General features: G+C 56.5%; 16 protein-coding genes. 4 read left to right on the top strand and 12 right to left on the bottom strand.

Annotated features, from left to right (window positions below; translation table 11 throughout):
* The first annotated feature begins 164 nt into the window (after positions 1-164).
* Positions 165-638, top strand: a complete 474-nt coding sequence (locus SK47_RS22840; RefSeq protein WP_074180426.1) for a SymE family type I addiction module toxin — start codon at positions 165-167, stop codon at positions 636-638.
* A 73-nt stretch (positions 639-711) separates the two neighbouring features.
* On the opposite strand, the gene SK47_RS02440 is transcribed toward SK47_RS22840, so the two are convergent.
* From SK47_RS02440 to trpS, 5 genes are all read right to left on the bottom strand, one after another.
* The gene (locus SK47_RS02440; RefSeq protein WP_048243463.1) at positions 712-1,083 is read right to left on the bottom strand and encodes a hypothetical protein; all 372 of its coding nucleotides are present in this window, start codon (positions 1,081-1,083) and stop codon (positions 712-714) included.
* 114 nt (positions 1,084-1,197) lie between these two features.
* The gene (locus tag SK47_RS02445) at positions 1,198-1,677 is read right to left on the bottom strand and encodes an Hcp family type VI secretion system effector (RefSeq protein ID WP_048243464.1); all 480 of its coding nucleotides are present in this window, start codon (positions 1,675-1,677) and stop codon (positions 1,198-1,200) included.
* A gap of 2 nt (positions 1,678-1,679) precedes the next feature.
* Entirely contained in the window at positions 1,680-2,027 is a 348-nt protein-coding gene (locus SK47_RS02450) for a hypothetical protein (protein WP_048243465.1), read from the bottom strand.
* A complete protein-coding gene (locus tag SK47_RS02455; protein WP_048243467.1) occupies positions 2,020-2,703 on the bottom strand; it encodes a hypothetical protein in 684 nt (227 codons plus the stop codon). Before SK47_RS02455 ends, SK47_RS02450 begins: the two co-directional genes overlap by 8 nt.
* Before the next feature lie 173 nt (positions 2,704-2,876).
* Positions 2,877-3,881 carry a tryptophan--tRNA ligase gene (gene trpS, locus SK47_RS02460; RefSeq protein WP_048243468.1) on the bottom strand — a complete coding sequence of 335 codons (1,005 nt, stop codon included), beginning with the start codon at positions 3,879-3,881 and terminating at the stop codon, positions 2,877-2,879.
* Positions 3,882-4,080: 199 nt separating this feature from the next.
* Here trpS and fosA point away from each other — a divergent pair, with 199 nt between their 5' ends.
* The gene (gene fosA, locus SK47_RS02465; RefSeq protein ID WP_045345962.1) at positions 4,081-4,506 is read left to right on the top strand and encodes a FosA/FosA2 family fosfomycin resistance glutathione transferase; all 426 of its coding nucleotides are present in this window, start codon (positions 4,081-4,083) and stop codon (positions 4,504-4,506) included.
* Here fosA and SK47_RS02470 read toward each other — a convergent pair.
* Positions 4,492-5,499 carry a LacI family DNA-binding transcriptional regulator gene (locus SK47_RS02470; RefSeq protein ID WP_045345964.1) on the bottom strand — a complete coding sequence of 336 codons (1,008 nt, stop codon included), beginning with the start codon at positions 5,497-5,499 and terminating at the stop codon, positions 4,492-4,494. The genes fosA and SK47_RS02470 overlap by 15 nt on opposite strands.
* A gap of 185 nt (positions 5,500-5,684) precedes the next feature.
* Here SK47_RS02470 and SK47_RS02475 point away from each other — a divergent pair, with 185 nt between their 5' ends.
* Both SK47_RS02475 and SK47_RS02480 read left to right on the top strand, forming a co-directional pair.
* A complete protein-coding gene (locus tag SK47_RS02475) occupies positions 5,685-6,773 on the top strand; it encodes a cellulase family glycosylhydrolase (protein ID WP_045345965.1) in 1,089 nt (362 codons plus the stop codon).
* A 45-nt stretch (positions 6,774-6,818) separates the two neighbouring features.
* Entirely contained in the window at positions 6,819-8,213 is a 1,395-nt protein-coding gene (locus SK47_RS02480; protein ID WP_045345966.1) for an MFS transporter, read from the top strand.
* A 40-nt stretch (positions 8,214-8,253) separates the two neighbouring features.
* On the opposite strand, the gene mcrC is transcribed toward SK47_RS02480, so the two are convergent.
* The 6 genes from mcrC to SK47_RS02510 all read right to left on the bottom strand — a co-directional run bounded on the left by mcrC (position 8,254) and on the right by SK47_RS02510 (position 16,214).
* Positions 8,254-9,387, bottom strand: a complete 1,134-nt coding sequence (gene mcrC, locus SK47_RS02485; protein WP_048243469.1) for a 5-methylcytosine-specific restriction endonuclease system specificity protein McrC — start codon at positions 9,385-9,387, stop codon at positions 8,254-8,256.
* The gene (locus tag SK47_RS02490; protein ID WP_048243471.1) at positions 9,384-11,336 is read right to left on the bottom strand and encodes an AAA family ATPase; all 1,953 of its coding nucleotides are present in this window, start codon (positions 11,334-11,336) and stop codon (positions 9,384-9,386) included. The genes mcrC and SK47_RS02490 overlap by 4 nt, the downstream gene beginning before the upstream one ends.
* A gap of 131 nt (positions 11,337-11,467) precedes the next feature.
* A complete protein-coding gene (locus SK47_RS02495) occupies positions 11,468-12,289 on the bottom strand; it encodes an alpha/beta fold hydrolase (protein WP_048243472.1) in 822 nt (273 codons plus the stop codon).
* Between the two features lie 30 nt (positions 12,290-12,319).
* Positions 12,320-13,939 carry an MFS transporter gene (locus SK47_RS02500; protein ID WP_048243473.1) on the bottom strand — a complete coding sequence of 540 codons (1,620 nt, stop codon included), beginning with the start codon at positions 13,937-13,939 and terminating at the stop codon, positions 12,320-12,322.
* Positions 13,936-14,343, bottom strand: a complete 408-nt coding sequence (locus SK47_RS02505) for a DoxX family protein (protein WP_023324096.1) — start codon at positions 14,341-14,343, stop codon at positions 13,936-13,938. Before SK47_RS02505 ends, SK47_RS02500 begins: the two co-directional genes overlap by 4 nt.
* Entirely contained in the window at positions 14,343-16,214 is a 1,872-nt protein-coding gene (locus SK47_RS02510; protein WP_048243474.1) for an amidohydrolase, read from the bottom strand. Before SK47_RS02510 ends, SK47_RS02505 begins: the two co-directional genes overlap by 1 nt.
* Positions 16,215-16,408 lie beyond the last annotated feature (194 nt).

The raw sequence follows: 16,408 nt of genomic DNA on the forward strand, positions 1-16,408 counted from the left end.
CACACCAAACCGCTGTGTTTATATTCAGCCCTGTATAATGAGCACCAGAAATTACGCCGAACGGCAAAGGAAGTAACGAAGAGTATTTAAAGAAGAATTCGCGATATGAAGGTGCTGCAACACCCCCATACCGCTAACCACTAACAACTAATCAGGAGTTGAAAATGGCTGCGACGAATTTTAAGCCAGAGTTTACTGTTTGCAAAACAGAATCAGACGCTTTCACCGGCATGATTGAAAACCGCGAGCTGGTACGCAAAAACAGCGCCCGCCGTTTACACGGCAACCAGCTCAACGCGGCCCCCGTCCATCCCCGCGCGGAGACGCCGCAGGACAGTGCCGCTTGCTGTGAACTTTATTCCCGCATAGATATGAAATACCTTCTTCTGGGCGGCGAGTGGTTAACCCGAGCGGGCTTTATCGACGGCATGCCGGTAAAAATCCGCGCCATGAAAGACTGCATTGTGATTACGCCACAGCATACAAGAGAATTATGGGGATGCCTGGAAGGTATGAGCGTGGTGAATATAAATAAAAAGAAAGTGGCGCAGTGGTTGAAGACGTTTCCGGGAGCGTTGAATGATACCGGCGATATACCGGTTGTTAAGCGTGGAACAGGGCAGGCGATGTCTGAGTAACCTGCTTCCCATCTAATTTAACCCTTGAAGCAATAAAACGGGCATGTCATCCCATGCCCGTTGTAAGTAAAAATCAATCGTGCTTAACCTGCTCTTTCACCGCGTTAACCAGCGCAGCGTGAAGTTCGCCGACGGTTAAATCACATATCACAGGTTCGGGTATGCCACGTATCCAGCGGATAAACCGACAGATGCCAAAAAAGTCTATGCCTTCACCCGTAAACAGATACTCATTTTCTGCGAGAGAGAACGTTTTCCTGTAGCCATCTTCTTCCGTGGCAAGCTGAACGCCAAACGCTTCTTCGCAGTCTTCCAGTAGGTCTTCGCCGTCGATACCGCAAATATGCAAATCGGCCTCAATCAACGTATTGCTATCAATAGGTTTACGATGCTCACCTGAGGAGTTTCGAACAACCTCAATGACTTGTGAGAGAGTGGGTTCCATAAAGATGTTCTCCTTTAAAGCGATGGAAATAATCGCTAGCTCTTCCCGGCAGCGCTCCGCTTGTGCGGACCAACAAGAACAAAGTTATATCGGCCCACGAAATTATGAGTCGATTTAAGCTATCGCCATATGATTCCAGGCATCTCTGTAAACTATATTCCCGTCACAGTGTTTCCAGGTTATTGCCTCATATCTTAACTCGATCGTCTCTGTATGCGTTCCTGTTCCAGAACCAGGGAACAGATTTGGCGTGATACCCGTGATTTTTACATTCTCCAGGATAATGTTGAAATATTCTCTCTCGATTCCTGCATCATCAATTTGGTACATTTTTATCGTAGCCGATTTTAGTGTTTGGTTTTCACACAGTGCCCTGATGAGAACCGGTGTTGTTTTATCAAACTCTTTCTGAACGGCAATCGGTGTATGTACGCGGGTACCTGTTAGTCGGCCTGTATGTTCACTCACAGGAATGGTGAGGTGATGAGCGACCGCCTTTAATTCAATAGCGCCTAACCGACCGGACACCATGGAACCTCCTACGACGGGTGAGCCATTAGTATCGGTTAACCAAAGATATGCTGGATTTGACATGATTATTCCTCATCTATATTTACAAAAGAAGGTAGGTGCAACATCGCCACGACCCATATGAATAAGCCAATAATTTTCAGCGGCCATGGTTCAAGTACAGCTATACAAGCAAATGCACCGATGATCAGTAAGGGTCCTGATAACACATCCAGGATCCCGCCAAAAATATGTATCTTTCCTGGCAGTAATTTATTCATTACTAATGAAATAATGTAAGCGCTTAGGGTAATGATGCAAAAGGCGATTGTTTTATCATGCCAGGTTTCGAATTCAACCCAGCTAAGGATATAGGCTAAAACTAAATGTGAGCAAAGAAGCAGGTTTATAATGGGGATGATAAACTTACTCATACGCGCCTGCCGTAGTGTGTGCAGTTAGTTTTTCATTAACTTTCTTCATGATCTGATTAAATACAGATTTTCCTTCTGAATAACCTACATGGATAGCATCTACGAAAGGCTGTACGGCATCAGCGAACAGAAAATAAAGTAGGTCGTAGTCTCTGGGTCTTAGTAGTTGATATACCTCTGGGGCTTCGGCTTTGAGTCTGTCAGATGTTCTGATTGATCGTTCAGCCATTCCCCCAAACAAAAGGAGCGTGCTCAGTGCCGTGATTGGGTTGCCTTTCCCTTTAAAAACATGAAACGTGAAGGACGTTCTTTCAATAACATGTTTCGCGATAGTAGATGCAATAATATTGGTTGATACTCTACCTGCGATTGAAGTCATTACAGATCTGTATATTTTATCCTGCTCCGCCTCAGTTAAATATCTGTTGAACGCTTCGAATATGGCTTTAACTGCATTGACAATGTTCTCGTAATTCAAAATGTCGTTTTTTATGGCAGTGAGCATTCGTATTCGTTGAGTTTCACGAGCATACCTGGTATCCGTGTCAAAGATACCATAAACTAGATATCCATAATCTAGCGGTACAGATAGCCCTCCATTTATAAGCCCAGTAACTGTATCAGGAGAAGCTATTATGTTGCATAATCTCCGGGCTATATCCTCTACATCGGCCATAATAATCCTTTAAATGCGCAATAAAGGATTTATCAATGTAATATTAATGTGACTGAAGCAATTTATTTTATCTAAACAAGAAATTAAGAATTGTTATAGGTATGAATTTTATCTTTAATGAGATAATCAGCGGCTTCATGCTAACCCCCCCGCATTCCACCGCTAAATCGACTTTAACTAAACACCGGCACCCCCAACCCCACTTTCACCTCCCGCAACGTCTCCTGCGTCACCCCCTGCGCCCGTTCCGTCCCGCGCTTCAGCATCGCCATCAGTTCCCCCTTATCCCGCATATACATCGCCCTCCGCTCCCGCATCGGCGCAATCAGTTCCTGCAAACACGCCTCCAGCTCGTTCTTGCACGCCCGGTCCCCCAGCCCGCCCGCCTGATAGTGCGCCTTCATCGCCGCCACTTTCTCCTTGTCCGGGTGAAACGCGTCGAGATAGGTAAACACCACGTTCCCCTCAATTTGCCCCGGGTCGCTCACCTTCAGGTGGTTCGGGTCGGTGTACATGGCGCTGACCGCACGGTGAATGGTCTCTTCGCTGGCCGAAAGGTGCAGCGTGTTGCCCAGCGATTTCGACATCTTGGCGCTGCCGTCGATGCCGGGGAGGCGGCTGGTGTCGCTCAGCATCGCCTTGCAGTGGCGCAGCACCGGGGCGTGCAGCAGGCTGTTCATCTTGTGGACGATCTCGTTGGTCTGCTCAATCATCGGCAGCTGGTCGTCGCCGACGGGCACGCACTCGGCCTTAAACGCGGTGATATCCGCCGCCTGGCTGATGGGGTAGGCCATAAACCCGACCGGCAGCGAGCGGGCGAAGCCCTTCTGCGCAATCTCGTTTTTCACCGTCGGGTTACGCTCCACGCGGGCGACGGTGACGATGTTCATATACAGCATCGTCAGCTCGGCGAGGGCGGGCAGGGCGGACTGCAGGCAGATCGTGGTCAGGCTCGGGTCGATGCCGGCGGCGAGGTAGTCGGCCAGCACTTCGGGGATGTTATCGCGGATCTTCTGCGGGTTGCTGCCGTTGTCGGTCAGCCCCTGCAGGTCGGCAATTAGCACAAACTGGTTGTGCGTGTGCTGGAGCGCCACGCGCTGGCGCAGCGATCCGACGAAGTGGCCGAGGTGCAGCGGGCCGGTTGGGCGGTCGCCGGTGAGGATGGTTTGCGTGTTCATAAAGACTCCTTAATGTGCAGTTGCCGAAAGGGGTCTGAGATGTGAGAAAGCCGCCTTTCGGCGGCTATCTGAAAATGGGGAAAACTACTCCGTGCCGCCTTTAAGAAGGCAGCCACCAGCGGTTTACGGTGAGCACGGCGTGGTTTATGTTCATCTCTTTACCGTACCACGTCCGGCGCGAAAAACAAAAGGGCTCGTCATGCTGCAATCTCTCAACCACCTGACCCTCGCGGTCAGCGACCTGCAAAAAAGCGTCACCTTCTGGCACGAGCTGCTGGGGCTGCCCCTGCACGCCCGCTGGAATACCGGGGCCTATCTCACCTGCGGCGATCTGTGGGTCTGCCTGTCGTTCGACGAGGCGCGCCAGTACGTGCCGCCGCAGGAGAGCGACTACACCCACTACGCGTTTACCGTCACGGAAGAAGATTTTGAACCGTTCTCGCACAGGCTGGAGCAGGCGGGCGTCACCGTCTGGAAGCAGAACAAAAGCGAGGGGGCGTCGTTCTATTTTCTCGACCCGGACGGCCACAAGCTGGAGCTGCACGTGGGCAGCCTCGCCGCGCGGCTGGCGGCGTGTCGCGAGAAGCCCTATTCGGGCATGGTGTTTACCTCAGACGAGGCTTGAGGCGCGCACCTTCAGCCTGCCCGCCAGCGTCACGTGCGTGGCGGCATCTTCCTGATTGCACAGGTACTCCACCGCCAGCCGTCCCAGCTCGCTGTAGGGCAGCTGGATACTGGTCAGCGGCGGGGTGAGCTGCTCGGAGATCTTCTGGTCGTCGTAGCCCGCCAGCAGCATGTCCTGCGGGATGCGCACGCCGTTCACCGCCAGCGCCTGATAGCAGCCAATCGCCAGCCAGTCGCTGGCGCAGAAGATGGCGTCCGGGCGCTCGGTCAGCTCCAGCAGCGAAGCTGTCGCGGTAAAGGACTCGCTGAACTGCCAGTTGGTCTGGCGCACCAGGCCGTCGTCGCACGCGAGTCCGGCCTGCTGCAGCGCGGCCTGGTAGCCCGCCAGACGCTGGCGGGATGCCTCCATCCAGCTCTCGCCGGTAATGTGGGCGATGCGCGTGGCCCCGCAGGCGATGAGGTGTTTAGTCACCTGGAAGGCGTTGGCGTAGTCGTCCGGGATAAACGACGGCAGCAGCGGCGAGCCAGGGTCGCGCTGGTTGAGCAGCACCAGCGGGATGCGGGTGCAGTCCTGGAAGGCCGTCATGTCCACCAGCGTGGTGACCGGTGAGGCGAGGACAATCCCGATGCAGTTGCGCTTCTCCAGCTGGCGGATGATGTTCAGCGCCAGCTCAATGTCGTCGCCGTAGTCGTAGACGGTGAGCAGAGTCTCGTTGCGCCACGCCGCTTCCCGCGCCTGGCTGATGGCGTCGATAAACGGGTCGAAGCTCTGCATGGAGCTCACCAGCAGGGCGATCTCTTCCTGGTTGCGCGGGGCGTGAACGGCGGGGAGGCGGTCGTAGCCAAGCTCGGTAGCGACGTTAATCACCCGCTGGCGGGTGTCGTCGCTGAGCTTGATGTTGCGGGACTGGTTAAGCACCAGCGATACCGTCGCCTGCGACACCCCTGCCGCCCGCGCAATATCGTTCATCGTCACTTTCGTTTTTCGCTTCATCCGTCCTCTCCCTTTCGCGATTTCGCATCATACCCTAACCGCACGCTTTAGCGCCGTCGATCACGTTTCTCATTCATCGAAGCGTGAACTTTGTGAGGGGCATCGCTTTTCTAAACGCCGTGATTTGCGCATTTATCCTGCAACTAATATTTATTAGCTAAATATTATCAGTAAGAGGACGCGTAATGAAAGAGCAGTGGAGCAGGGAGCAGGCACAGGCGTGGTATCAGCAAAAAGGCTGGCTGTGCGGGTTTAACTATCTGCCGTCGACGGCGGTGAACTGGACCGATATCTGGCAGGAAAAGACCTTCGATGCCGCCACCATCGAGCGCGAGCTGGGCTGGGCGGCGGACGCGGGCTATAACACCCTGCGCATCAACCTGCCGTTTATCGTGTGGGAGCACGACCGCGACGGGCTGATGGCGCGCATCGACCGCTTTTTGACGATTGCCGACGGCCACGGGTTCAGCACCATGCTGACTCTGATGGACGACTGCGGCTTCTCCGGCGACGAGCCGTACCTCGGCCCGCAAAAGCCGCCGGTGCCGGGCAAGCACAACAGCCAGGCGGCGGCGAGCCCGGGGCGCGACAAGGTGTGCGATCCGGACTGCTGGGCAGACATTGAGCGCTATATCCGCGACGTTGTCCGCCAGTTCCGCGACGATAAGCGCGTGCTGCTGTGGGATCTCTACAACGAGCCGGGCAACCGCGGCATTTTCGCGACGGGCACGCAGGAGGTGCAGTACGACGCGAAGCTGGAGACCTGCGCGCACGAGTTGATGAAGCTCGCATTCCAGTGGGTGCGCGAAGAAGACCCAACCCAGCCGCTCACCGTCTGCGCGTGGCGCCTGCCGCCGGAAGAGGAGGGCGAGACGTTCTTCCAGCATCCGCTGGACCAGACCGCGCTGGCGCTCTCGGACGTAGTGAGCTTCCACGCCTACACCCACACCGGGCGCATGACGGCGATTATCCAGCAGCTGCAAAAGCTCGGTCGCCCGCTGTTCTGTACCGAATGGCTGGCGCGCCACGTGGGCAGCACCATTGAAGAGCAGCTCCCGCTGATGTACATGGCAAAGGTCGCGCCGTATCAGTGGGGGCTGGTGCGCGGCAAAACCCAGACCTGGCTGCCGTGGCCGGTGGTGATGAAGGAGTCCACGGACTACTGCCGCCTCTGGTTCCACGACGTGTTCGAGGAGAACGGTATCCCGTTTTCACGCGCTGAAATCGCGCTGATGAAGAAGCTGCGCAAAATCGCCCCGGATCCGCAGGGCTAATAATAACGACCCGGCGCGCTGTCGCCGGGCAACCAGGTACGCACTATGGCAACGACAATGAAAATACCGTCTCGCGAGTTATGGTCCTACTTTGGCTATGGTTTAGGTCAGTGTTTTAGCTTTGGTTTAGTGGGTTCGTTTATTAACTATTTTTACACCGACGTGCTGGGGATCTCGGCGCTGGCGGCGAGCACCATCTTCCTGATTGCCCGTGCATGGGACGCAGTTCACGATCCGCTGTTTGCCAGCATTATGGACACCATTAACAGCCGGTTCGGCAAGTTTCGCCACTTTTTGCTGATCGCCCCGCTGCTGATCACCGGCGTCACGCTGCTGTCGTTCTATAAAATCGAAGCGGACATGACCACCAAAATCCTCTACGCCGGGGTGACCTACATCCTGTGGGGGACGCTGTACGCCATCTCCGATATCCCGTTCTGGTCGATGTCGTCGGTGATGACCAACGACTCCGGGCAGCGCACCCGCGCGGTGACGGCGGCGATGCTCGGGGTGAACGCGGGCATTGCCTGCGCCAATATCTTCTTCCCGAAGCTGGCGGCGTTCTTCGCCCAGTACAGCAGCGATAAAGGCTACTTTATGGCGGCGCTGGTGATGATGCTGGTGGGCCTGCCGCTGATGCTTAACGGCTTTATGCAGATCAAAGAGCGCGTGCCGCCGAGCCCGGAAAAGGTGACCATCCGCGACACCTTCCACAACCTGCGCCAGAACAAGCCGCTGTTTATCGTCCTGCTGTCGTTCTTTTTCTGCGTGTTCCATAACGTGGCGGGCGGTCTTTATATCTACTTCTTTATCAACAATATGGGCGACGGCAGCCTGCAAATGGCGATTGGCGTGATGGGGATTGTCGCGGCGGTGCTGTGCCTGGTCGCCCCGATGCTGACGCGCCGGATGCAGAAGCGGAAGCTGTTTATGATCCTCTGCGGGCTGGACGTGGCGGTGCGCGTGGTGATGTGGTTTGTCGGTTATCAGCAGGTGACGATGCTGTTCATTCTGCTTGGCCTGAGCACGCTGTTCGTGATGATGACCAACATCCTCACCTCGTCGATGATTGCCGACACCATCGAGTACGCGGAGTACCACACTAACAAGCGCTGCGCGGCGATCACTTTCTCCGGGCAGACCTTTACCGGCAAGATGTCGGTGGCGGTGGGCGGCGGGTTAATCGGCGTGTTTCTGACGATGATCGACTATGTGCCGCAGGCGCAGGCCCAGAGCGATAGCGTGCTGTCGGGGCTGTTCTTCGGCATTTGTTTGTTACCGGCGATAGGCTCGCTGATCCGAATGGGGTTTATGTCGCGCTTTACCTTTACCGAGGAGAAGCATGCGGAGGTTTGTCGGCTGCTGGCGGAGCGTCGGCATCATGTAGAAAATAGCCGTGCAGAGAATGAGCGGCTGGAGCGTCCGGCTCCGGCGAACTAAGAGAAATGGGCGCCTGTCATGCAGGCGTCCACTTCAGAACTTAATTCACGTCAGTTATCCCACAGCAATCACGCGCTAATTTCAATAATTGCTGAGTCATTGTGGCGGCATCTGCTGCTAAATCTACGGTGGCAAAGTGGATTTTATGCCCCTGTACCTCAACGAATTCGTAGAGCATTACATCGACGGCTGGATGAAGTAATAATCCAGCTGAACGGAGAGATAATGGATCTGTTCGGTTCTCCTGAGTTCGCAGATAGGTATAAATCTGGTAGATATAACCGCTGCGCAAGCTCTTATCGCGATACCAGCCTTTAGTCAGAATGTTATTGAATTTGGTGTCGATGATGACGCGCTGTGCAGGTTGCTTGTGCTCAAGAATAATGTCCGAGTTCATGGTTGGGAAAATACTTTCGCTCCCTGCACTTTGAGACGTTAATCCCCATTTCAACTCTTTTCCGGCAGCGACTGTCCAGTCTTTTTTGGGAAGATGGAAGTGATAGAAACCCGCCATACTTTTCTCGAACAGCTTGCGCATCCAGTAAGGATCATTAGACGGCGTTGGCAACAGTTTTTGCCCCGCAGTTTGGGTTGGTAGCCATAATTCAAATGCCAGCTTCGCGGCATCGACCATGGCTTTATCCGCCGCATCGTGGCGGCCAAAACGTGTGATTGACGGCAGTTCACCTTTACTGGGAATACCCCCCTCAATACCACGACGACGCAAATTGATTGCCATTGCGCGACATTGCGCAGCCAGCGGGCCGTTGCTGAGCAGCGGAACAAGGTGCTCTAACGCAGAGCGAACATAGCGATTTCGTGGTGTGTCCAGCGTCATTTCCTGAAACTGGCAGGCTACCTGTGCCCGCTCAAGCAATTGTCGACTGGTTGTGCGCAGAACATCAATGCGTCCCCTTACCCTGTTAAGCGTGGCGCGGCGAGTTTGGTATCCCATACTTAAATGCCTTAACAGCCGCTGCTCCACTTCGTGAAGCAGGATCCTGGCCACCAGCGCCGGGATCTCCTCCGGGTTGTTTTCAGCGGCAACCATGCTGCGCCCGTGGTGGCGAAACAGACTGGAGGCGTACAGCATCAATAGCCAGATATTCCGCAAAGGAATACGCGAAACAGCTGCCCGAGCCTGCGTATCGTCACGTTCAGCAAGATCGGTCATACGCTGAGAAGTTCCTTTCTGGAATCCTGGACTTTCTCCGGCGCATCAAACCAGTATTCGGCAAGTAAAGGGCAGATTTCGGTTTCGACAACCTGCTCGTACCAGGCCATCCCGTCGTCAATTTTCAACCCCGCAGGTGGGGTAACATAGCTATGCCCGATACAAAATTGAGGTCCCAGGGCCGCATCCCTGGACAATTTTTCATTTAACGCGGTTAATTTGGATTCGATAAGGGCTAATGTTTCCAGGCTCACATTAAACCGTTGGTTAACCCATTTTTTCCACGCGTCGTTAAACTCGGGCTTTAGATCAATAAACGCAAAGCGGCGCCGTAATGCCAGGTCTAGCAGAGCAAGCGAGCGGTCAGCGATATTCATCGTCCCGATGATATACAGGTTTTCAGGAATGTAGGTTTTTTCATCCATATCAGATCGATATGAGAGCTCAAGCGCCTCGTTCGGCGTACGTTTATCCGCCTCCATCAGCGTCAGCGTTTCGCCAAAAATTTGCGCAGGATTGCCCCGGTTAATCTCCTCAATAATGACCACGTACTTAGTTGTCGGATCGTTTACTGCTTTGTCGATTGCATGGAGAAAAGGCCCGTCTACCAGTGCTAAACGTCCTTCATTGTTAGGACGCCAGCCTCGAATAAAGTCTTCGTAGGAGAGGGTAGGGTGGAACTGCACCGCGCTGATGCGCTTAGAGGTTTCCTCGCCCATCAGACAATACGCCAGACGGCGCGCAAGCCAGGTTTTACCGGTTCCCGGCGGGCCCTGAAGGATCAGGTTTTTTTTGGCCTGTAACCGCTGAAGGATGAATTGGATTTTTTCCTCTTCTAAAAAGCAGCCCTCATCGATCAAATTGCTTATCGTGTAAGGCTTGTGGGGGATTTCCGCGGGCACGTTCTCTTCAACCGTTTCCTCGGTGATGCTCTGCAATTCACCTTTATCGAAGTTGAGGTATTCATAATTGCCGGGGGTCTGAAACTCCAGTTCATCATCGTCACGTAGTTTTTGCAGATAATATGAAATGGATGATTCAATAGTATTGTTATTGGGATAATCCGCCTTAATCTCATCCAGATAGGCCTCTTTTAACTCCCTCAAAGAGAAAAAGGGGCTGTCTTTTCGTAAGCACAGCACCTTGATCTTATTGAGCAAATACGCTTTCCATGTCAGCCGCTCGACTTCATCATTTGACTGTTGCAAATCGATATTCCATGCCGCCAGAGAGAGTTCAGGGAAGGAGTGAACCGGATAGTTTGGCTGGGTAAAAGCCTTTTTGAGCGCCAGGGCTACGGTCTGATAGTTGTGTCCGCTACAGCGCCCTTTGGCACCTTTTTTAATGATTTTAATGTTCAGGACTTTCTGGATGTAGTACTGAGACTGGCTATCCAGCGTAGGGTAGAACCAGGGGCGTAGCCAGTACAATCCCATCGTCAGGTTCCAGCCCACATTGCGCACGTTAGATGCGGCGTCATAAGAAAAGAGGAAGTCAGCGGGATCGGCGTTTGGGGTGTCGGCGAAGGAGATTGCCTGAGAAAACATTTCCCACAGCGTATCGATGTCTTCAGGCTTACGTGATTTCTCATAGCCAAAGAACCATGATTTCTGATTGTTCAGTAGCGGAATACCGTCGAACGATTCAGGAACCTTTTCGCGTACGCCTATCAGTTTTGCCAGGCTGGCTGCGATATTTCTTCGGTTGGTAACGGTAAGCGAGCGATTAAACAAGCCCATAGTGGTGAAAGGACAAATGTCTTTCAAAGGATGGGGGACGCCATTAGCGGGCTTGTCCTGTAGGTGTGACATACTACCAATCTCAGCAGCAATGCGGTGAATACCCGCCACCAACTCCTCTCTTCGATTTCGCCAGGTCAGTAGCTGAGAGGCAAAATCCTGATAAAAGTCTGCCCATTCGAATCTGACGTCTTGCTCAACTGCGTCCATATGCTCTCCAGTAAAATTACAGGCTTCAGTAACCTGGCGAATGAATTTTACGGGATTGTAAGCCTGAGTGAATAACTACCTAAAACAGTGATCTATAAGGGCATGCCGGATCAACATGCCCCTGGACGACATTACAGCACCTTCACAAACGCCAGCAGATCTTCGTTGAGCTGATCCTGGTGGGTCAGCGCGAAGCCGTGCGGCGCGTTGTCGTACACCTTCAGCGTGGCGTTTTTGATCATCTCTGCCGCCAGCTTGCCGGTGCTTTCAAACGGCACGATCTGGTCGTTGCTGCCGTGGATCACCAGCGTCGGCACGTCGATTTTCGCCATATCCGGGCGGAAGTCTGTTTCGCCGAACGCGGTCACGCAGTCGATGGTGCCCTTCAGGGACGCCAGCAGGGCGATGTTCAGCGTCTGGGTCAGGGCACCGGCGGAAACGGTCTGCCCGGCGTTGATGCCGTAGAACGGGGTGGCGAAGTCGCTGATGAACTGGGCGCGATCTTTACGCAGCCCGTCGCGAATGCCGTCGAACACGCTCTGATCCACACCCTGCGGGAAGGTCTCAGATTTACCAAAGATCGGAGTGACCGCGCCCAGCAGCGCCAGACCGGCCACGCGCGCGCTGCCGTAGTTGTTGATGTAGCGGGTCACGTCGCCGCCCCCCATGGAGAAGCCCACCAGCGTCACGTCCTGGAGGTCCAGGGTGGTGATCAGGTCGTTAATGTCGGACGCAAAGGTGTCGTAGTCGTAGCCGTTCCACGGCTGATCCGAGCGGCCAAAGCCGCGACGGTCAAAGGCGATGGCGCGGAAGCCGCGCTCGGCCAGGTAGTTCAGCTGGCTGTCCCACATGTCGCCGTCCAGCGGCCAGCCGTGGCTGAAGAGAACCGGTTTGCCCGCGCCGCAGTCTTTGTAGTAAATCTGCGTGCCGTCTTTTGCCTTAAACGTTGCCATAGTGTGTTCCTGTACAGGTGATGGTTAGGGTTATACCGGCGCGACCAGGTAGCGAATGGCCGGTGATGTTGTGCCCTGATGAAAAGCCAGAACGCGGCTCTGCAGCAGGAGGTCATTCATGGTGTGGCGCTCCTGCTGGCGCAGATGCTCAATCCACGAGCCCATCAGGAAGGTCTCGATAAACAGGCCGGGGCGCTCGATATCCTCGTACACCGCCCAGCTCATCGCCCCGGCGCGGCGTCGCACCCGGCGCAGCTCGTGGACCGCCTGCAAAAACGCTTTCGCGTTGTGCGGGTCAATGATGTACTCGTGCGAGACCAGCACCGGGCCGCGCTCGTTCGGCAGGTCGATCTCCTCGCCGTCCAGCGGCTGGCCGCTCAGGTCGAGGTTTAAATCAGGATCTTTCTCCAGCTTCCAGCGGAACACGGTGGCGCTTGCCAGCACCATCCCCAGCGTGGCGACCACCAGCGAGGTCGGGGTGCCGAACTGAGAGGCAATCTGCCCCCAGATGGCGCTGCCTGCGGTCATCGAGCCGAAGAACACCGTCAGGTAGACCGCCAGTGCGCGGGCCTTAACCCAGCGGGCGGCGCTGCGCTGCGCGCCGAGGTTCAGCGTCGAGAGCACCGCAATCCACGCGAAGCCGGTAAAAAACTCAAACAGGTTGAGCAGCCAGACGTGGCGCACGAACGCCAGCGCCAGCATGGTGAGGGCAAAGACCAGGCTCGCGGCTACCATCAGACGGTCGGCATTCAGCCGCTGGCGCAGGCGCGGCAGCAGGATGGCCCCGGCAATAGCGCCCAGGCCAATGCACGCCAGCATCACGCCATAGCCCGCCGGGCCTAAGCCCAGCTCGCGGCGCGCCACCAGCGGCAGTAATGCCCAGCCCGCGCTGCCGAAAACGAAGAACGCCACGGTGCGCACCAGCACGTTGCGCAGCACCGGCGCGGCGTGCACGTAGCGAATGCCGGAGCGCACCGCGGAGAAGAAGTGCTCTGGTGGCAAACGCTGCACGGACGGCGCCGGACGCCAGCGCCACAGCACCCACGCCACGCCGACCACGGAGAGCGCGTTCAGGGCAAACACCATCCACGGCCCGGCGAGCGAGAGCAGAAAACCGCCCAGCGCAGGGCCAATCGCCCGGCTGATGTTCACCCCGAGCGAGTTCAGCGCCACGGCGGCGCCCAGTTCCGGCTTGCTCACCAGATCGGGCACCACGGCCTGGAACGGCGGCGAGCTCATCGCCGCGCCCACGCTCAGCAGAAACGTCGCCACCAGCAGAACGGTAGGGGTGACGTGTCCGGTGAAGGAGAGCAGCGTCAGCCCGGCGGCGGCGATGAACACCCACAGCTGGGAGAAGAGCAGGTATTTACGTCGGTCAACGATGTCCGCCATCACCCCGGACGGCAGGGCGAAAAGGAACATCGGCAGGCTGCTCGCCGCCTGCACCAGCGCGATATCCAGCGGATCGGCGCTGAGCGTCAGCATGCTCCAGTTGATGCCGACGTCGCTCATCCATGAGCCGACGTTAGAGACCACCGTGGCGATCCACAGCATGCGGAACACCGGCTGGCTCAGCGGCTGCCAGGGTGAAACCGCCGGGGCGGGCGTCGTCTCGACGTGTGCGTCGCGAACGTCGTTTACCTGGGTCATGCGAACCTCTCCGTTGTTTTACGCTGCACTCGCCACTGGCCCGGCCCGGTGAGGGCAAGGGTGGTGAAGATAATCAGCAGCAGCCAGCCAAACTGCCCTTCGGCAATCGACCAGTTCGGATGAACCGCCAGCATCGCCACCAGCAGCACGGCGATAATCGGCAGGCACGCCAGGCGGGTGTAAACCCCCGCAATGATAAACAGCGGGCAGATCACCTCGGCGACGATCGCCGGGATCAGACTGGCATACGGCCCGAAACCAAACGGATCTTCGATGCGCGTCAGCTCTTCGCTGAAGTGCAGCACCTTCGGCAGGCCGTGCACGTAAAGCAGCAGCAGGCTGCCGGTCAGGCGCAGAAAGAACAGCCCCGGATCGATCCGGGACGAAGCGTCATTTTGTTTCATCAGAATGCAAAGCAGCTGCAACCCAGCGCCCCCCAGAAAGCGTTATCGTCGGATACCGGCATCGCTGACGTGCGGGCAAAGTCATGCTGGTGGCTGTGAACCCCGCACGGGCCGCTACAGTGGTGAACCACACTCATACCCACTCGTGCGGCCTGCGGCGGCGCGCTGCGGTAGTGGCCCGGCACCTTCACCACCGGGGACCACTCGGGCAGGACCGGAATGGCCGGCGGCGCGAGCGGGCCAAAGGTGCCTGCGGCATAGACGATATCGCCGTTCACCACGGTGAGTACGGACTCGATGCTCTTGATCTCCTCCTCCGGCACGCGGAAGTAATCTTTGCTGAGCACCGCCAGGTCGGCGAGCTGGCCGACCTTGATCTGCCCCTTCTGGTTCTGCTCGCTGGAGAACCACGCGCTGCCCTGGGTCCAGAGCATCAGGGCGGTATCGCGACCCAGGCGGGCGCTGTGGTCGTACATCTGCATCCCGCCGACGGTGCGGCCGGAGACCAGCCAGTAGAGCGCGGTCCACGGATTGTAACTCGCCACGCGGGTGGCATCGGTGCCTAATCCCACCGGCACGCCGGTCTCGAGCATTTTTGCCACCGGCGGCGTGTGGCGGGTGGCTTCGATGCCGTAACGCTCGGCAAAATACTCGCCCTGGAAGGCCATGCGGTGCTGGACGGCAATGCCGCCGCCGAGCGCTTTGATGCGGTCGATGTTGGCCTGGGTGACGGTTTCCGCATGGTCGAAGAACCAGTGCAGGCCGTTGAACGGAATGTCGCGGTTCACCTTCTCGAAGACGTCCAGCATGCGGCTGATGGATTCGTTATAGGTGGCGTGCAGGCGGAACGGCCAGCGGTGCTCCACCAGATGGCGCACCACGCGCTCCAGCTCGTCCTCCATGCCCGGCGCAAGGTCCGGGCGCGGCTCGAGGAAGTCTTCAAAATCGGCGGCGGAGAAGACCAGCATCTCGCCCGCGCCGTTGTGGCGGAAGAAGTCGCTGCCCTGGCCCGGCGTGAGCATGTCGGTCCATTTTTCAAAGTCTTCCAGCTCGTGGCTCGGGCGCTGGGTAAACAGGTTGTAGGCGATGCGGATGGTCATCTGCTTTTTCTCGTGCAGCTCGGCAATCACCTCGTAATCTTCCGGGTAGTTCTGGAAGCCGCCGCCCGCGTCGATGGCGCTGGTCAGCCCCAGACGGTTCAGCTCACGCATGAACTGGCGGGTGGAGTTCACCTGCTGCTCCAGCGGCAGCTTCGGCCCTTTGGCCAGCGTGGCGTAGAGGATCATGGCGTTCGGACGGGCAATCAGCATCCCGGTCGGGTTACCGTTGGCGTCGCGCTGGATCTCGCCGCCCGGCGGGTTTGGCGTCTCTTTGGTGTAGCCGACCACCTTCAGCGCGGCGCGGTTGAGCAGAGCGCGGTCGTACAGGTGCAGAATGAAGACCGGGGTGTCCGGCGCGGCGTCGTTAATCTCGTCCAGCGTCGGCATGCGGCGCTCGGCAAACTGGAACTCGGTCCAGCCGCCCACCACGCGCACCCACTGCGGCGACGGGGTGCGCAGCGCCTGCTCTTTCAGCATCCGCAGGGCGTCGGCGAGCGACGGCACGCCTTCCCAGCGCAGCTCGAGGTTGTAGTTCAGCCCGCCGCGGATCAGGTGCAGGTGCGAGTCGTTCAGGCCGGGGATGGCGGTGTGGCCTTTTAAGTCGACCACCTTAGTGCCGTCGCAGTGGTGTTGCATCACCTCGGCGACGGTACCCACTTCCAGAAATTTTCCGTCGCGCACGGCAACGGCTTCTGCGAGAGGATTCTCGCGATCGACGGTGTGAAACTGGCCGTTAACCAGAATGAGATCGGCTTTACCGAGGGTAACCATAAGAGCTCCAGACTAAGAGGGGAATGGTCAGGATTATGGGAACCGGTTTCGGCAAAGATCCAGTTATACAATAGGATAGGTATACCAAAGTATAACTATACCTAAGGTTAACTATACGAAGAGATAATTACACCACAGCGCTGTGGGTCATAGGATGAACGCGATTTTATCGGCGTGCTGTTCGCGGCGATTTT

The sequence above is a fragment of the Enterobacter sp. BWH52 genome (assembly GCF_001037565.1).
GTDB classification, from domain to species: domain Bacteria; phylum Pseudomonadota; class Gammaproteobacteria; order Enterobacterales; family Enterobacteriaceae; genus Enterobacter; species Enterobacter hormaechei_C.

Bases quoted from the DNA above. Each gene is read 5' to 3' on its own strand.
- SK47_RS22840 (WP_074180426.1), top strand. From the start codon at position 165: ATGGCTGCGACGAATTTTAAGCCAGAGTTTACTGTTTGCAAAACAGAA.
- SK47_RS02440 (WP_048243463.1), bottom strand. From the start codon at position 1,083: ATGGAACCCACTCTCTCACAAGTCATTGAGGTTGTTCGAAACTCCTCA.
- SK47_RS02445 (WP_048243464.1), bottom strand. From the start codon at position 1,677: ATGTCAAATCCAGCATATCTTTGGTTAACCGATACTAATGGCTCACCC.
- SK47_RS02450 (WP_048243465.1), bottom strand. From the start codon at position 2,027: ATGAGTAAGTTTATCATCCCCATTATAAACCTGCTTCTTTGCTCACAT.
- SK47_RS02455 (WP_048243467.1), bottom strand. From the start codon at position 2,703: ATGGCCGATGTAGAGGATATAGCCCGGAGATTATGCAACATAATAGCT.
- trpS (WP_048243468.1), bottom strand. From the start codon at position 3,881: ATGAACACGCAAACCATCCTCACCGGCGACCGCCCAACCGGCCCGCTG.
- fosA (WP_045345962.1), top strand. From the start codon at position 4,081: ATGCTGCAATCTCTCAACCACCTGACCCTCGCGGTCAGCGACCTGCAA.
- SK47_RS02470 (WP_045345964.1), bottom strand. From the start codon at position 5,499: ATGAAGCGAAAAACGAAAGTGACGATGAACGATATTGCGCGGGCGGCA.
- SK47_RS02475 (WP_045345965.1), top strand. From the start codon at position 5,685: ATGAAAGAGCAGTGGAGCAGGGAGCAGGCACAGGCGTGGTATCAGCAA.
- SK47_RS02480 (WP_045345966.1), top strand. From the start codon at position 6,819: ATGGCAACGACAATGAAAATACCGTCTCGCGAGTTATGGTCCTACTTT.
- mcrC (WP_048243469.1), bottom strand. From the start codon at position 9,387: ATGACCGATCTTGCTGAACGTGACGATACGCAGGCTCGGGCAGCTGTT.
- SK47_RS02490 (WP_048243471.1), bottom strand. From the start codon at position 11,336: ATGGACGCAGTTGAGCAAGACGTCAGATTCGAATGGGCAGACTTTTAT.
- SK47_RS02495 (WP_048243472.1), bottom strand. From the start codon at position 12,289: ATGGCAACGTTTAAGGCAAAAGACGGCACGCAGATTTACTACAAAGAC.
- SK47_RS02500 (WP_048243473.1), bottom strand. From the start codon at position 13,939: ATGACCCAGGTAAACGACGTTCGCGACGCACACGTCGAGACGACGCCC.
- SK47_RS02505 (WP_023324096.1), bottom strand. From the start codon at position 14,343: ATGAAACAAAATGACGCTTCGTCCCGGATCGATCCGGGGCTGTTCTTT.
- SK47_RS02510 (WP_048243474.1), bottom strand. From the start codon at position 16,214: ATGGTTACCCTCGGTAAAGCCGATCTCATTCTGGTTAACGGCCAGTTT.